The organism is Shewanella sp. SW1 (assembly GCF_025653545.1).
GTDB classification, from domain to species: Bacteria; Pseudomonadota; Gammaproteobacteria; order Enterobacterales; family Shewanellaceae; genus Shewanella; species Shewanella oncorhynchi.
In genome coordinates, this window is the sequence record NZ_JAKKSG010000023.1 from 93,956 (window position 1) to 112,093 (window position 18,138).

The window sequence follows — 18,138 nt, forward strand, 5'->3', positions numbered from 1 at the left end:
GGCAATAAAAATGGCTGAATTAAAAGAAGTTTTTGTTCCTGATATCGGCGGCGATGAAGTGCAAGTGATCGAAATTTGTGTGGCTGTGGGTGATACCTTAGCTGCAGAAGAATCGATTCTTACCGTCGAAAGCGACAAGGCGACTATGGATATTCCAGCGCCTTTCGCCGGTGTTTTAGCCGAATTGAAAGTGGCTGTGGGCGATAAAGTATCTGAAGGTACTTTGATTGCTATGATGCAAGCGGCGGGCGCGGCAGCAGCCGCTCCGGCTCCAGTTGCAGCAGCCGCTCCGGCTCCAGTTGCAGCAGCCGCTCAGGCGGCACCAGCATCTGCACCAGTTCAAGCGGCTCCTGCCCCTGTGGCTGCTGCTCCTGCGACGGGCGCAACCAAAGTGGTTGAAGTGACAGTACCAGATATCGGTGGCGACACTGATGTATCGGTTATCGAAGTCCTGGTTGCTGTCGGTGACAAGATTGAAGTTGATAGCGGTCTAATTACCCTAGAAACAGACAAAGCGACGATGGACGTGCCATCACCTTTCGCGGGTGTGGTTAAAGACGTTAAAGTTGCGGTTGGCGATAAAGTGTCGCAAGGCTCTTTAGTCATCATGCTTGAAGTGGGCGGCGCTGCACCTGCAGCCGCGCCAACTGTTGCTGCCCAAGCTGCTCCTGCCGCTACGGTAGCGCCAGTGGCCGCAGCACCTGCTGCACCAGCGGCAAGTGTGGTTGCGGTAAAAGAAATTCAAGTGCCGGATATTGGCGATGCCAGCAATGTCGATGTGATCGAAGTGCTCGTGTCTGTCGGTGATGAAATCACTGCCGACCAAGGTTTGATTACGCTTGAAACTGACAAAGCCACCATGGAAGTGCCTGCGCCATTCGCCGGTAAACTGCTGTCTTTGACTGTTAAAGTGGGTGACAAGGTTTCTCAAGGTAGCGTCATTGCGACGATTGAGACGACTTCTGTTGCAACAGCAAGTGCTCCAGCACCTGCTGCACAAGCGGCGGCTCCTGCTCCAGTGAGCGCGGCGCCCGTTGCTGCACCTGCAAGCCGTCCACCAGTACCTCATCACCCAAGCGCAGGTACACCTGTGTCTACTGGTGCGGTACATGCGTCTCCTGCTGTACGTCGTTTAGCCCGTGAGTTTGGTGTCGACTTGACCCAAGTGACAGGTTCTGGCCGTAAAGGTCGCATCATGAAAGAAGACGTACAGGCGTATGTTAAATATGAACTGTCGCGTCCGAAAGCGACTGCGGCAACTTCTGTTGGTTCAGGTAATGGCGGCGGTCTGCAAGTGATTGCAGCACCTAAAGTTGATTTCAGTAAGTTTGGTGAAGTGGAAGAGATTCCATTAAGCCGTATCCAGAAGATTTCTGGCCCTAACTTACACCGCAACTGGGTGACTATCCCTCACGTGACTCAGTTCGATGAAGCTGATATCACTGAAATGGAAGAGTTCCGCAAGCAGCAAAACGATGTAGCGGCGAAGAAAAAAGCCGATTACAAGATCACGCCTTTAGTGTTTATGCTGAAAGCTGTGGCTAAAACGTTGCAACAGTTCCCTGTGTTCAACTCGAGCTTAAGCTCTGATGGCGAATCACTGATCCAGAAGAAGTATTTCCACATCGGTGTGGCGGTTGATACGCCAAACGGTTTGGTTGTGCCAGTCGTGCGTGACGTGGATAAGAAAGGCATTATCGAGTTATCTCGTGAACTGGCTGATATCTCTATCCGTGCCCGTGATGGCAAGCTGAAATCTGCTGATATGCAAGGTAGCTGTTTCACCATTTCAAGTTTAGGTGGTATTGGCGGTACGGCGTTTACGCCTATCGTGAACTACCCAGACGTGGCGATTTTAGGTGTGTCTAAATCTGAAATTAAGCCTAAGTGGAATGGTAAAGAGTTCGAACCTAAATTGATGTTGCCGCTGTCACTGTCATACGATCACCGCGTGATCGATGGTGCCATGGCTGCACGTTTTAGTGTGACGCTGTCAGGAATTCTGTCCGATATTCGTACTTTGGTTCTGTAAGCATATAAGGCTGCTCATCTTGAGCAGCCTTTTGTTTATTGTGATCAGTATCAAACACAGGTTAAAATGCGCCCACCTTACGCGCTGGCGCATTTTCGGTTGGCAGGATAGCTCCTCCAACGGATTGAATGAGAATTAGAGGAAAACATGAGTAACGAAATCAAAACTCAGGTAGTGGTATTAGGTGCAGGTCCTGCAGGTTATTCTGCGGCTTTCCGTGCTGCTGACTTAGGTCTGGAAACCATCATAGTTGAACGTTTTAGCACTTTAGGTGGCGTGTGTCTTAACGTGGGTTGTATCCCATCTAAAGCCTTACTGCACGTTGCTAAAGTTATCGAAGAAGCCAAAGCGGTTGCCGCTCACGGTGTGGTCTTCGGCGAGCCAACTATCGATTTAGATAAGTTACGTGGCTTTAAAGAAAAAGTCATTGGCCAATTAACTGGCGGATTGGGCGGCATGTCCAAAATGCGTAAAGTTAACGTGGTTAACGGTTTTGGTAAATTCACTGGCCCTAACACGCTAGAAGTGACTGCTGAAGATGGCACTGTGACTAAAGTGACTTTCGAGCAAGCGATCATTGCTGCGGGTTCTCGCCCAATCAAACTGCCATTTATTCCGCATGAAGATCCACGTATTTGGGATTCGACTGACGCATTAGAACTGAAAGAAGTTCCAGGCAAGTTGTTAGTGATGGGCGGCGGTATTATCGGCCTAGAAATGGGTACTGTGTACGCTTCTTTAGGCAGTGAAATCGACGTGGTTGAAATGTTCGACCAAGTGATCCCTGCGGCTGATAAAGACGTTGTTCGCGTATTCACTAAGCAAATCAAGAAGAAATTCAACCTGATCCTTGAAACTAAAGTCACAGCGGTAGAAGCCCGTGAAGACGGTATCTATGTTTCTATGGAAGGTAAGAGCGCACCAACTGAAGCAGTCCGTTACGATGCCGTATTGGTAGCAATTGGCCGCGCACCTAATGGCAAGTCGTTAGATGCTGAAAAAGCAGGTGTTAACGTTGATGAGCGTGGCTTTATCAAGGTTGATAAGCAACTGCGTACTAACGTACCGCACATCTATGCAATTGGTGACATCGTTGGTCAACCAATGTTGGCTCACAAAGGCGTGCACGAAGGCCATGTAGCGGCTGAAGTTATCGCTGGCATGAAGCACTATTTCGATCCAAAAGTCATCCCATCTATTGCTTACACTGACCCTGAAGTCGCTTGGGTTGGTCTGACTGAGAAAGAAGCGAAAGAGCAAGGTATTGCTTACGAAACCGCAACTTTCCCATGGGCTGCAAGTGGTCGTGCGATTGCGTCAGATTGTTCTGAAGGTATGACTAAGCTGATTTTCGACAAAGACACTCACCGCGTGATCGGTGGTGCTATTGTGGGTGTTAACGGCGGCGAGCTGTTAGGCGAAATCGGTCTAGCGATTGAAATGGGTTGTGATGCTGAAGATTTAGCATTAACCATTCACGCTCACCCAACACTGCACGAATCAGTAGGCTTAGCGGCTGAAATGTACGAAGGTTCTATTACTGATTTGCCAAACCCAAAGGCAAAGAAAAAGTAATTTAGCTGTCGATTAAAAAAGCGCTCACTTGAGCGCTTTTTTATTGCCTGTATTTTTTTGTAACTTTTATGTAAACAAGCGGGTGAATTGAAGGGATTGAGCTGCTACAGTACAACTATGGTATGCGGTAAGTTGTCACATGCAAACAAAAATAATTAGAACAATTCTGACATGTTTCATCCTTTCACTGATTAGCGTCCATTCGGCTTGGGCGGGCGGCTTCGTGCAGCGTGTTTTTACCGATAGAGACGGTTTAGCTGTCACCAGCATCCGAGGTTTAGCCTTAGATGACTACGGTTTTGTATGGGCAGCGACTGAGCAGGGCTTGTATCGGGTCAGTAATTCTAAGGTGCGGCGCATTGATAAAATTGGCACGGAATCACGGCTTGCGGATGACTTTTTAACGACAGTGGTGAACATCGACCGAGACAAGTTATTGGTCAGTACCAATGCCGCGATTTACCTTTACGATATAGTACAAAATCAATTTACCGCGTTTGGTTCTCCCTATCTATTCCCGCAGTTTCCAGGTGGTGCGCTGATATCGGCAGCCCGCAAGAATAGCAAAACATGGCGATTATTAATTGATAATGGTCAGATCTATGAGTTTTCTCCTTCAAAGTCTGAACTGCGCCTTATCACCCAATTAGCTGTTAATCGCGACCTTCCTTGGCGCAAGTTATTACTTATGCCCAATGGACACATGTTGGTTGCGGGGCAGTTGCAGCTAGAACTTCTCGATAACAAGGGCGAACGGCTGTTCCAATACCCTTGGACCGAATCTATGGGCAGTATTCTCGATATGTTGGAGGATACTCAACATAGGATCTGGATTGCGACAGGGCGTGGTGTTTATCAATTAGATCAAATTGCTCATCAAATTACACCTGTGCCAGAATTACCCGATTGGAGCACAGCGATCATTGAAGATGCTAAAGGGTATTTGTGGTTTGCCAGTCGTATTGGCTTGTTAAAATGGTCGCCTGAGACGCGGTTGATTGAGAATTATCAGCAAGAGTTGAAGGCTGAGGCCAACATGGAAACGCTGAAAGCCATGTTGTTTGATGATGCAGGCTTGATGTGGGTTGGAGGCTCTGGTGATGGATTGGCATTGTTAGCGTCACCGCCTGATTTCATTCTTGATACTTATTCGGCAGATGAACCCTATCAGCTGAGCGATGCCATGACTTGGTCTGTACATGCCAGTGATGAAGGGGTTTGGCTCGGTTCTTCCAGTGTAGATTTTGTTGCTAAGGGCAGTAAAAAAGCGGTTAACATTCCGATTGAGGGGTTTAATCCCCACGAAAGTATTTATGATATTAGTGAGTTTGAGGACCATTATTTACTGATCTCAACAACCAGTGGTCTTTTTGTTATTGATAAAGAGACCTTGCAAGGTAGCAGTTTTTCTAAATGGACTCACGGTAAGGATGACTTTAAAAATAAGCTCATATATAAAACTTATCGGGATCCCAAACTGAAAGGACGCGTCTGGATTGCGACTACCACGGGACTCTATTTTTGGGAAATGGGACTCTATGAGCCCCAGCCATTTGATATTGATAAGTCATCGAACGAATTTGATGGCCCCAAGCGGCCAGTGATCCGCACGATTTATCGTACCTCTGACGGTCGTCTTTGGGTTGGCGGTAAAAAAGTCTTTGGTTACATAGACAGTCAAAACGAGTTTCATGATCAACGGCACTTATTTAATGCTTTTGCGGCACAACCAACGATTAGCCATATTGAAGAAATGTCCCCGGGAATTATCTGGTTTGGTTCCTATGAAAAAGGTTTGTTTGAATATCAGCAGCAGACGGAATCGTTAGTTTCACTGACTTCCGAATGGCAATTAAATTGTAGTTCAGTATTTTTTATTCAAAAGACCCCTAAGTCAAATCTTGTGGGTTGTGCTGATTCTTTGATTCGTCAGGATATTCAAACAGGCAATATCGCTATGTTTAATCAACTCGATGGTTTGATTTCCGATGAAATGAACGAGGGCGCTTATTTTTATTCACCAAAAACAGGCTTTTACTTAGGAACACCTGAAGGTGTGATGCGACTCGATGTCAATAGACTGGTCAACCGTATAACCGATGACCATGTGATGCTTGAATCTGTCTCTGTGTACTATAACAACACGACAGAAGTATCTTTGTTGCCGCGTAACCTGATGACCATCAAACCCGATGCGAATATGGTGAGTTTTCAAATCACTAACTTAGATTATCTCGATGATTCGCCAATTCAATTTAAATACCGATTACGTTATCAGGATGAAGATAGCCATTACGTCTTGTTGCAGGGGGAATCTCAGATCAACCTCGCAGGATTAGCGGCGGGTGGCTATGTGTTAGATATTTTGAGTCAAGTTAATGGGATATGGTCAGATAAGCCGTTCTCTTATCCTTTTTATGTTGAGCAGCATTGGTGGTTATCCCAAGGTTTTAAAGGTATTTTGCTGCTGTTATTTTCAATTATTGCTTTAAGTCTTGCTTGGTATCGACAACGACAGATCAATACCTTTAAGCAGATGAATCTGGCATTAACGGAGAGTGAGGACAGGTTAAGGCAGTCTTTGCGCGGCAGTGACTCAGATCTCTGGGAGTGGCATAAAAATACTCAGGCATTTCACCTTGATAATCGCGGTTCGGTGCTGGGTACGCATGCCAATGAGATTGTGGTGAGCTTAGAGGATTTGCCTGTGCATCCGCAGGATAGGGAGAAAGCTCTCGCTCAGTGGGATAACATGATGGCGGGTGAGATTGACCGATTCGAGGCCGAATATCGCTATCAGCGTAAGGACGGTAATTGGGGATGGCTGAGGGTTAGAGGGCGGCCAGTTGCTCGCAATAAGCACTCAAATGAAATTGAACGGGTCGCGGGTATTTATAGCGATATTACTGTGCAACGCCAGCTAGAAGATGAAATTAATTTATTGGCGAAAGCGTTTGGCAATACCTCTGAAGGTGTGTTGATTTTAGATGTCGAAGGCGGTATTCGCGTTGCGAATTACGCTGCGCAACAAATTATTGGTATAGATTCTGACGACTTAGTTGGGCAACCATTTGCACAATTCGTACAGATGAATGACGGATTAGCATCGGAGATTAAGCAACTTCTCCGTGATAGTCAGTCTTGGACCGGAGAGCGGGAGTTAATCCGTGCCAATCAGCAACTCTGTCCTGTGTGGCTAAACGTGTCGGTGATGCAAAGCATTAACGGGAAAGTAACCCACTATGTGGTGGTATTTTCTGATATCACGGAGCGTAAACGTACTGAAGCCGATTTACGCCGTTTGGCTAATTACGATGTGCTTACTGGTTTGCCAAATCGCTCCTTATTTTCTAGCCGTCTATTACAGTCGATTCAAGCTGCGCAGCAAACAGGTGAGAAACTGGCGCTACTGTTTTTAGATCTCGATAGATTTAAGCATGTTAATGATTCCTATGGTCATAGCATGGGCGATGCTCTGCTGGTCGAAGCATCAAGCCGACTGCAATCTTGTATTTCCAGTGAGCATTTACTCTGTCGTTTTGGTGGCGATGAATTTGTGATTTTACTCCGCAATGCAAACAGCATTGACGATATTAACCATGTCGCCGAGCGCCTGTTGGAGCAAATTGTCGCGCCTTTTAAGTTGTATGGTCGGGAATTTTATATTTCTACCAGTATAGGCATCAGTATTTGGCCCGACGATGCGGTGCAGCCTGAGGCTTTTATCAAGAATGCCGATCTTGCTATGTACCATGCCAAAGAAGAAGGGCGAGGCAATTTTCAATATTATTCCTCGGAGCGTAATGCTCAAGCCCTCTATCATTTACGGCTTGAAGCCGATTTACGCAAAGCTATAGAGCGGCAAGAGTTCGAGCTTTATTACCAGCCGCAAATTGATATTTTGCGTAATGATAAGCTCATAGGAATGGAGGCATTAATTCGCTGGAAACATCCGCAAGACGGCTTTATTCGCCCCGATATTTTCATTAAAGTTGCTGAGGCTTGCGGTTTAATTGTTGATATTGACCGCTGGGTATTAAGACAAGCCTGTGTGCAGGGGGCCAATTGGACTAAGCGCTATGGCTCGGGCTTTAAGTTGTCGGTTAATATTTCGGCGGTGCATTTTAGGCAGCCAGATTTTATTGAAGATATCCAAAGAATTTTGCAAGAAACCCAAATGCCAACAGCATCTTTAGGATTAGAAATCACCGAAGGCGTATTGATGAAGGAGTTGCATGTCGCTAAAGACCATCTGACTCGATTGAAATCTTTGGGGATCGAGGTTGCCATCGATGACTTTGGTACTGGGTATTCTTCACTGGCTTATTTGCGTAATTTTGAGGTCAATACTCTAAAAATTGATCGCTCATTTTTGATTGATATCGCCACTAATACCGCAGATCAGGCGATTGTGAGCAGTATTATTGAATTAGCCCGTAACCTTAAATTAAATGTGGTTGCTGAAGGGATTGAGACGGTTGAGCAGTTAGAGCAAGTCTTTAGCCGTGGCTGTTATATTATTCAAGGGTATTATTTTGCTAAACCTATGTGCGTTGATGATTTTGAGCGCTATTTAGAGACAGATAACAAAATCGTCTCTATTGATCATTAAGCTAGAAACATAGTCTATTATTGGCTCGCGAATACTTAATATTTGTACAGCTGATGGGCAATCGTCTGCACGATATAAGCCAGTGAGCTTGATATGTAAACGTTATCGTCTTCAGTGATGATGGATATTTTGTTTAGCAGTTTATTCAATTAAACTTCATCTGTTTGTATAAAGAGTACACAAACTTATCACTAGTCGGTCCAGATAAAATATGACTGACGGTTAAATCGATAAGTTTGTTAATATAACTCGGATTTTTATCCCATAAAAAGTAGCCTCACATGATGCGTCAACTACTCGCTTCTATTATTTTGTGTTTGTGTGTTACCCCGTCTTTGGCTGCAGAGCGCCTTAAAATTGGTGTCGTACTCAGTGGTGGTGGTGCTAAAGGCGCTGCTCACGTGGGCGTGCTCAAAATATTAGAAGAACATAACATCCCAGTCGATTATATCGCGGGCACCAGCATAGGTGCCTATGTCGCTGGCATGTATTCACTGGGTTACAGTGCGAGTGAAGTGGAAGCTATCATGATGGGGGTCAACTGGGACAGTGGCTACTCGGACACCATACCGCGCAATATTTTGAGTTACAGGGATAAACAGTTACGCGACCGTTACAATATTCCGTTAAACATTGGCTATAACGAAGGCCAAGTGAGGGCGCCAAGTGGTCTGCTACGTGGACAGACTATGTCGCAACTTTTACGTCAGTCGACAGATCTGGTACAGCAATTTGGTCATTTTGATGATTTAGCCATTCCCTACCGAGCGGTTGCAACCGACTTAGAAACTAGCTTACCTGTGGTGATTAGTCACGGCAGTATGGTTAAAGCTATGCAAGCGTCTGCAACTGTACCTGGTGCACTTCAGCCCGCACAAATTGAAGGCAAGTTATTGGTCGATGGTGGTATTGCCAATAACATGCCCGTCGATGTGGTTAAGGCCATGGGAGCCGATATTATTATCGCCGTCGATATTGGCTCGCCTCTGGTTAAAAAAGATAAATTAGACAGTACTATCGCAGTGCTCGATCAGCTCTCTAATTTTTTGACCAATGCCAGCACTGAAAAACAAAAACAATTACTGACAGATAAAGATGTATTGATCCGCCCCGCGATTGATGCTTTAAGCACCACTGATTTCACTATTATGCCGCTGGCATTAACCCTTGGAAAAGAAGCCGCTAATGGTCAGCTTTATAAGTTGAGCAGTATGAGCGTGAGCCCTGAGGAATATGCCGCTTACGTCGAGGCTAAAAAAGCCAAAGGTAAATTATTAATGGCGGATGTACGTCATCCCATTAATGAAATCGTATTTGATAACCAATCTAAGGTGAGTTTGAATCTCTTGACGGAAACCTTGGATATTAAACCTGGGCAAGCTGTATCTAAAGACGAGCTTAATGAGGCGTTAAAGCGTATTTACTCCCTCAATAAATTTGAACGTGTCGATGCTGAATTTGTAGAAGGTGAGGATGGCCGCATACTCACTGTCACTACTAAGGCTAAGTCTTGGGGGCCGAATTATTTCCAACTGGGCTTTAATTGGGAGGATGACTTTAATTCAGAATCTGCCATCAGTTTTGACATGGCTTATACCATGACCGATTTGACCTTTAATGGTGGAGAGTGGCGCAATGAGGTCAAACTCGGCATTGAAAAGTTGTTTGCAACTGAGTTTTATCAGCCTTTAGACAGGGACCAACAGTTCTTTAGCCGTGCCCGCTATCAATACGATACCCGTGATTGGGACTTATACGATAATAACAGTCGTATCTTAACCTTCGACAAGAAAACCCATACTATTGAATTAGGCATAGGTTATAACTACACCTTACAAGGGATGATTGAGTTAGGCTTAGTCGCAGAGAAGGGGTCGATAGTCAATGATGTTTGGCTAACGCAGGACTTAGATTTTAGTTCCTATGGTGCTTACTTTAGGTTCGGTTACGATAGCTTGGATAGTATTAGCTTCCCGACATCGGGTAATCGTGTAACCTTAAACGTCTACGTGCGCAATGAAGATTTCAATGACAGTCTCGACGATAATCAAAACCAATTTAGCGTGCAAATAGAGGCCGACTGGAAAGGTGCCTTGAGTGTCGGTAACCACGCTTTTGTTGGTAAGGCATCGATTGCTACCAACAATAATGATGGTGTCAATACGCTGCATTTATCCGAATTGGGAGGATTCTTAAACCTATCTGGTTACCATAAAGACTCAATTATGGGCGCACATAAAGTGTTTGGGGCCTTTATTTATCAATATGATCTCGGGCGTGATGCGCTAGGTATGACAGATTATCCTCTATACCTAGGTTGGAGCTTAGAGGCGGGAAATGTCTGGGACGAGCGCACTGACGTCACCCTGACCGATCTGATTTATGCATCGAGTCTTTATATCGGTACAGATACTTCCATGGGACCCGCAGCACTTGGTTTTGGGATCACAGATCTTGGCGATAAGTCTTTCTATTTATTTGTGGGTAAAAACTTCTAGTTTGAGATTTGTGTAAAGAACTTAAGGGCATGACTGAGGTTGTGCCCTTACTTTTTGGTCGATGGAAAAACTATAAGCGTCATCCCTATGGAAATTATCTTGCCGAAATAGCTAAGAGTGTCGCTAAAGTGTCATATCCTTTTACAAAATCTTACTACTGTGAGGCGTGTCAAGATGCTAAGGTTTTGCGGGAAAAATAATAACTCTCAACGGAAGCTGGGGAAAACAATGAAGAAGATAAGCACACTGGCACTGAGTATCGCCTTGAGTTTAGGTTTAGCGGCTTGTAGTACTGAGCCTAAAACTGAAGCCGTCGCGGTGTCTGGCATTGAATTGCAAAACTTTGATGCCTCAGTTCGCCATCAAGATGATTTCTATTACAGCGTTAATGGAAAATGGTTGGCAAATACGCCTATTCCAGCTGACAAATCTAACTATGGCGCGTTTTCTGTGTTGTACGACCAAAGCCAAGATGCATTAAAGAAAATTATCGACGAAGCGGCCGCTAAAAAGAATCCTGCTGCAGGCTCGAATGAGCAGAAAATCGGGGATTTCAATGCCAGTTTCATGAATACCGATTTACTTGAAACATTAGGTGTTACTCCGCTTAAGCCATTGCTGGCCGATATCGCTGGCGCAAAAACGCACGCTGACTTACCCGCTGTTATGGGCAAATTACTGACGACGGGTTCTGGTATTCCTTTTGGTTTTTACGTCAATAATGACGCTAAAAACTCAACTCAGTATGCGGTGTATTTAAGCCAGTCGGGCCTTACGTTGCCTGACCGCGATTATTACCTAAAAGATGATCCTAAGTTTGCCGCTAATCGCCAAGCCATGGCCAAGTATGTGACAGACATACTGACCGAAGCGGGTTACAAGGACGCTAAACGTGCGGCTAAAAACGTCGCTGATATCGAAATGATGATCGCTAAAAGTCAGTGGAGCCGAGTCGAATCCCGCGATGCCAACAAGGCATACAACAAGTTAGATCGTGCTGAACTGCAAAAGTTAACCGGTCAATTCGATTTTAATGCCTTTGCTGCGAGTGCGGGCTTAGGCGATAAAGTGACTGAAGTGATCGTGCGTCAGCCCTCTTATTTTGAAAAACTCGGCGCCAGTTTCGAGACATTCCCAGTATCGGCTTGGCAGGATTATCTTGCGTTCCACTTAGTGGATAGCTACGCCGAGTTACTGAGTAGAAACTTTGTTGATTTGAACTTTGCCTTTAAGAGCAAAACCTTAATGGGTATCGAAGAGCAGCAGCCACGCTGGAAAAAAGCAGTTGATGGCGCCGACCAAGTGATTGGTGAGTTAGTGGGTGAAGAGTACGTTAAGCAATACTTCAAGCCAGAAGCTAAAGCACGCATGGAAACCATGATCAAAAACTTGATCAAAGGTTTTGAAGTCAGCATTAATGAACTTGAGTGGATGACGCCAGAAACCAAAATCGCCGCCCAAGAAAAACTGGCTAAATTTACCTACAAAATTGGCTATCCAGATAAATGGAAAGATTACTCAGGTTTAGATATCAAGGCTGACGAGTTAGTCGGTAACTACATGCGTTACGCTCAGTTTGAATATCAAGACATGATTAACAAGCTAGGCAAGCCAATTGATCGTACGGAATGGGGCATGACACCACAAACGGTGAATGCTTATTACAGTCCAGTGAAAAACGAAATTGTGTTCCCTGCTGCGATTCTGCAACCGCCATTCTTTAATATGGATGCCGATGATGCCGTTAACTACGGTGGTATAGGTGCAGTGATCGGCCATGAAATTAGCCATGGTTTTGATGACCAAGGCGCTAAATACGATGGTGATGGCAACCTGCGTGATTGGTGGTCAGATAAAGACAGAGAAGAGTTCCAAAAACGTGGTAAGCAGTTGTCTGCCCAATACTCAGGTTATGAGGCAATGCCCGGCAAGTTTGTTAACGGTGATTTGACCTTAGGGGAAAACATCGGCGACTTAGGTGGTTTAACCGTAGCGGCACGTTCGTATTTGATGAGCCTTAACGGCAAACCAGCGCCTGTGCTTGATGGTTTAACGGGCGAGCAACGCTTCTTTGTGGGTTGGTCGCAAGTATGGCGCCGTAATTACCGTGATGAAGAGCTGAGCCGTCGTTTGCTGACAGATCCGCATTCACCGAGCCATTATCGTGCCATGGGTACGCCACGTAACGTGGAAGCCTTTTATAAGGCCTTCGATATGAAAGAAGGCGATAAAATGTATTTAACACCAGATGAACGTGTAAAAATTTGGTAATACATTCAGTTGATTGAAACAAGAAAGCCAGACAATGTCTGGCTTTTTTATTGATGACAATAATCAATGATGCTGCCGATTAATGTCCGTAACCTAAGGATTCAATTTTTGTGACTTTATTATCAGTGGCATACAGGCGGCGCATTAAGCGTGTTGGTCCAAAGTCATAGGTCCATTCTTGATACTCAGTCGGCAACTTGCTGGGATCGATCACCCTGTCTCCGTTAGCGTTGAGATAAGTCGCGGGCAGACTGTATTCTCGAATATCACTGGGCGAGCCGCATTTATCCTGCACAGTCGTTAAAGTATCGCCCGTATTGATCACTTGTTGTTTACAGTGCATGGTCTCACCTGCGCTAGCGGGTAAACAGGTGGACATGAGTATTAAACCCATGGGCAGTATTAAGGATAGGTACTTCACATTGAATTCCTTCTGGTGCATACACCATTCTGTCATTTATCCGTAGGGCAAAGACTAAGCTTATCCGCCCTGCAGAAACTCGGTGTGTTGTGATGTTATTTTGCCAAAATTGTTGTTAATGCCAACAAACTCTCGGCCTGATGGTGGGCGATAATCCACTTAGCATCGCCTCTTTGTTCTGGTGCAGGGATCGCGACCGTTTGCATGTTGGCTGCTCTGGCGGCAATTAAGCCGTTAAAGGAATCTTCGATGGCAAGACAACAACGGGGATCAACATCTAACACCTTAGCGCAATTCAAATAAACTTCTGGGTGGGGTTTGCCATAGGTGAGTCCCTCGGCCGATTGTACTGCCATAAATTTATCACTGAGTCCTAGCTTAGAAAGAACTGCCTCAATAATAGTGTAGAACGACGAGGTCGCTAAGCCGATTTTAAGGCCAAGCGCTTGGCAGTGAGCAATCGCTTCGTGGACGCCCAGCATAGCTTCGCCGCTAACCAGAATTTCATTTGCAACTTTATCAACAATCGTTTGGCTGACCTTGGCATTATCATAGTGTGGCCAAGGTGCCTTGTGGTACCAATAATCGACGCATTGATCGATGCGTAAGCCCGTGGTTTGTTGAATCGTCTCTATCGTCACTGGCACGCCGAGTGCGGATAACACTTCATACTCGACTCGCTGCCATAGGGGTTCTGAATCGATTAAAACGCCATCCATATCAAAAATAACGGCTTGAATGCTAAGGGATGTCATTGGTACTCCGATGGACTAAGGAAATAACTGAGATATGCAGTAAATTAAGCCTGAGTGTAAGTTCTCGCACTGCATCTTAAAAGCCAAAATGCAGCAAGATGAGAAAAATTTATACCTATTTGCTCTCTGACACGGAAAATTGCTTGTTCGATTTAAAATTAATGAAACATTGTTAACTATTTGTAGTGTATGGTTTTTTGTCTGTTTTCAAACTATTGTCTAATTTCACTTGTTTTAATCTTCCCGTAAGTTGGCATTCGCCGCCGGATTTAGTCCTTATTTCGCTTTTTGCCGAGTGTGACCTGATTCATACTTTTGCAAAGCTGTAGTATACTGCAGGCCGGAAATACGGGTCGATCATGTCGGACTGTCAGCTTCAATTAAGAAGACGTGCAGTTTCGTTGTTAGAGCGCCAAACAAAGAGGAATGTTGCCGTGCTAGAAGCATATCGTAAACACGTCGCAGAACGTGCTGCAGAGGGCGTAGTCCCTAAGCCATTAGATGCACATCAAGTGGCTGAACTGGTTAAGTTAGTTCAAAATCCACCCGCAGGTGAAGAGGCTTTCGTTCTCGACCTGCTTGAAAATCGAATTCCCCCAGGTGTTGATGAAGCCGCTTATGTTAAGGCTGCTTTTTTAGATGCGGTTGCCAAAGGCACTGAAAAATCACCGATTCTGTCTGCTGAGCGTGCTACTGAGTTATTAGGCACAATGCAAGGCGGCTACAACATCGAACCTCTGATCGCGCAGCTGGATAACCCAGCGTTAGCACCTTTAGCCGTTAAAGCGCTATCTCACACTCTGCTGATGTTTGATTCTTTCCACGATGTGGTTGAGAAGATGGAAGCGGGCAATGAGTTTGCGAAGCAAGTGGTTGAAGCGTGGGCGAATGCAGATTGGTATTTAAGCCGTCCAAAACTGGCCGACAAAGTCACTCTGACAGTATTTAAAGTTTCTGGTGAAACCAACACCGATGACTTGTCACCTGCACCAGATGCATGGTCACGTCCTGATATCCCATTGCATGCGTTAGCTATGCTGAAAAACGCCCGTGATGGTATCGAGCCTGATGTTGCTGGTGCCGTTGGCCCAGTGAAAAAAATTGAAGCATTAAAAGCACAAGGTCATCCATTAGTATATGTGGGTGACGTTGTGGGTACGGGTTCATCACGTAAATCTGCGACTAACTCAGTACTGTGGTTTATGGGCGATGATATTCCATTCGTACCTAACAAGCGCGCTGGCGGTTTCTGCCTTGGCGGTAAAATTGCACCGATTTTCTTCAACACTATGGAAGATGCGGGCGCACTGCCAATCGAGCTTGATGTGAACAAGATGGAAATGGGCGATGTGATTGACATCTACCCATACGCCGGTGTGGTTAAGCGTCACGATAGCGACGAAGTAATTTCAGAATTTAGCTTAAAAACGGAAGTCTTGTTAGACGAAGTTCGTGCTGGTGGTCGTATTCCATTGATCATCGGTCGTGGTTTAACTGACAAAGCCCGTGACGTATTAGGCTTAGGGTTATCTGACGTCTTTGTACGTTCTCAAGATGTCGCTGATACTGGCAAAGGTTATACACTTGCGCAGAAGATGGTCGGCAAAGCTTGTGGCGTAGCGGGTGTGCGTCCTGGTCAATACTGCGAACCTAAGATGACGTCTGTCGGTTCACAAGACACGACAGGTCCTATGACCCGTGATGAGCTGAAAGATTTAGCTTGTTTAGGTTTCAGTGCTGATTTGACTATGCAGTCATTCTGTCACACTGCGGCTTATCCAAAGCCAGTGGATGTGAACACACATCATACTCTGCCTGATTTCATCATGAACCGCGGCGGTGTATCACTGCGTCCAGGTGACGGTGTTATCCACTCGTGGTTAAACCGTATGCTGCTACCAGATACCGTTGGTACGGGTGGTGACTCACATACGCGTTTCCCAATCGGTATTTCATTCCCAGCGGGTTCAGGCTTAGTAGCGTTTGCTGCTGCGACTGGCGTTATGCCACTCGACATGCCTGAATCAGTATTAGTGCGCTTCAAGGGCAAAATGCAACCGGGTATCACACTGCGTGATCTGGTTCATGCTATCCCATTAAAAGCCATTGAACTGGGCATGCTGACCGTTGAGAAGAAAGGTAAAGTAAACATCTTCTCTGGTCGCGTACTGGAAATCGAAGGTCTTGAAACCTTGAAAGTTGAACAAGCTTTCGAACTGTCAGATGCTTCAGCTGAGCGCTCTGCTGCCGGTTGTACCATCAAGTTAGACAAAGAACCTATCATTGAATACCTGAACTCAAACATCATCATGCTCAAGTGGATGATCGCTGAAGGTTATGGCGATCGTCGTACGATTGAACGTCGCATCAAAGGCATGCAAGAGTGGTTAGCCAATCCTGAACTGATGAGTGCTGATAAAGATGCTGAGTACGCTGCAGTAATCGAAATCGACTTAAATGACATCAAAGAGCCAATCCTGTGTGCGCCAAACGATCCTGATGATGCCGTTTTACTGTCATCTGTTGCACAAACTAAGATTGACGAAGTGTTCGTAGGTTCTTGTATGACCAACATCGGTCACTTCCGCGCAACCGGTAAGATGCTAGACAAGTTTGCTAAAACCCTGCCAACACGTCTGTGGATTGCACCACCGACTAAAATGGATAGAGATCAGCTGACTGAAGAAGGCTATTACGCGATTTTTGGTCGTGTAGGCGCGCGCATCGAGATCCCAGGTTGTTCACTGTGTATGGGTAACCAAGCACGTGTAGCTGAAGGTTCAACTGTGGTATCGACTTCTACCCGTAACTTCCCTAACCGTTTAGGTACAGGTGCTAACGTTTACTTAGCCTCTGCTGAGCTGGCTGCGGTTGCTGCACTGTTAGGTCGTCTGCCGTCACCTGAAGAATATCAAGAATACGCTAAAGAGTTAGACGCAACTGCGGCTGACACTTACCGTTATTTGAACTTCGACCAAATCGAGTCTTACACAAAAAAAGCATCGGAAGTGATCTTCCAGACTGCCGTGTAATCGATTGCCGTTAAGGTAACTTGATGTAAAAAGCCAGCGTAAGCTGGCTTTTTTGTGGGTTTGTTTTATTTCTACATCTATATGCACCAATGAACCCTATCATAGTCATGCTTTAGGCCTTACATCACAAACTCGCTACTTACTAATGGTCATGCGTTGTCGTCATTAAAAATCCAATTAAGCCGATCCGTAGGTCAATCTCACGCTTAGCCCCGTTTAATCTTCTTTTTAAATGACGAAAGTCTTCTATTTTCATAACTATCAACAAATCATCTGATGGCTTTTGGCTATACATAATGCGAAACAGAGGCGCAGCCTTGACTGAGTTGTGGATAACTTTGGGGGTAAGTGGTGGGTATGATGTGACTAGATTAGATAATTAGAATTAACTGCAAATTTCCTTAAAATAGGGGTTGCGGACTTTCTTAATCTCCCTATAATGCGCATCCACTGACACGGCAGACAGCGTTAAGCAGGCTGGTGTGACAGTTCATCGATGAGTTTAGTGATTGATGAGTGTTAAGAAAGTTTGTAAAAACTCCTTGACGCGAAACGGGAAATGCGTAGAATACGCAGCCCTAGCCAACTGGAAGCGTTCGACGCTCAGTGTGGTACTCAAGTTCTCTTATGAATATTGAGTTGCTCTTTAACAAGATAAAACAAGAAATCTGTGTGGACACTCACAGGTGTTGRGTTAATCGAAACTGCTTAGCCTTCGGGTTGGCAGTCAAAAATTTAAATCAATATTTTCTGTATCACGAAAGTGATGAGTGTTCATAGTAATATGTACAGTTTGTTTCTGCTTTTAAGTGGGAACAAAAAAATCAGAATTCATTGAGCCGCTGAAGTCGCAAGACGGAAGCAAAAAACTTTAATTGAAGAGTTTGATCATGGCTCAGATTGAACGCTGGCGGCAGGCCTAACACATGCAAGTCGAGCGGC

Annotated in this window: 8 protein-coding genes and 1 rRNA gene; 7 read left to right on the forward strand and 2 right to left on the reverse strand. The window is 45.3% G+C overall.

Annotation, left to right across the window (positions count from 1 at the left end; translation table 11 throughout):
• Nucleotides 1-10 precede the first annotated feature (10 nt).
• From aceF to L5M71_RS18930, 5 genes are all read left to right on the forward strand, one after another.
• On the forward strand, nucleotides 11-2,032 hold the full coding sequence (gene aceF / locus L5M71_RS18910; protein WP_263208994.1) for a dihydrolipoyllysine-residue acetyltransferase: 2,022 nt from the start codon (nucleotides 11-13) through the stop codon (nucleotides 2,030-2,032).
• Between the two features lie 147 nt (nucleotides 2,033-2,179).
• Nucleotides 2,180-3,607, forward strand: coding sequence for a dihydrolipoyl dehydrogenase (lpdA, locus tag L5M71_RS18915; RefSeq protein ID WP_263186429.1), 1,428 nt, complete (start codon nucleotides 2,180-2,182; stop codon nucleotides 3,605-3,607).
• Between the two features lie 139 nt (nucleotides 3,608-3,746).
• Nucleotides 3,747-8,219 carry an EAL domain-containing protein gene (locus L5M71_RS18920; protein ID WP_263208996.1) on the forward strand — a complete coding sequence of 1,491 codons (4,473 nt, stop codon included), beginning with the start codon at nucleotides 3,747-3,749 and terminating at the stop codon, nucleotides 8,217-8,219.
• Between the two features lie 281 nt (nucleotides 8,220-8,500).
• Nucleotides 8,501-10,717 (forward strand): patatin-like phospholipase family protein, encoded by a 2,217-nt coding sequence (locus L5M71_RS18925; RefSeq protein WP_263208999.1) that lies wholly within the window; start codon nucleotides 8,501-8,503, stop codon nucleotides 10,715-10,717.
• Between the two features lie 228 nt (nucleotides 10,718-10,945).
• Nucleotides 10,946-12,988, forward strand: a complete 2,043-nt coding sequence (locus L5M71_RS18930; RefSeq protein ID WP_263209001.1) for a M13 family metallopeptidase — start codon at nucleotides 10,946-10,948, stop codon at nucleotides 12,986-12,988.
• A gap of 79 nt (nucleotides 12,989-13,067) precedes the next feature.
• Here the strand turns inward: L5M71_RS18930 and L5M71_RS18935 are convergent, their stop codons facing one another.
• Entirely contained in the window at nucleotides 13,068-13,409 is a 342-nt protein-coding gene (locus L5M71_RS18935) for a DUF2845 domain-containing protein (protein ID WP_028759308.1), read from the reverse strand.
• Between the two features lie 95 nt (nucleotides 13,410-13,504).
• Nucleotides 13,505-14,164 (reverse strand): hexitol phosphatase HxpB, encoded by a 660-nt coding sequence (hxpB, locus tag L5M71_RS18940; RefSeq protein ID WP_263209003.1) that lies wholly within the window; start codon nucleotides 14,162-14,164, stop codon nucleotides 13,505-13,507.
• Between the two features lie 434 nt (nucleotides 14,165-14,598).
• Between hxpB and acnB the strand changes: the two genes are divergently transcribed.
• Nucleotides 14,599-17,196, forward strand: a complete 2,598-nt coding sequence (acnB, locus tag L5M71_RS18945; protein ID WP_105250395.1) for a bifunctional aconitate hydratase 2/2-methylisocitrate dehydratase — start codon at nucleotides 14,599-14,601, stop codon at nucleotides 17,194-17,196.
• Nucleotides 17,197-18,068: 872 nt separating this feature from the next.
• Nucleotides 18,069-18,138: ribosomal RNA gene (locus L5M71_RS18950) — 16S ribosomal RNA — on the forward strand; the annotation flags it as partial.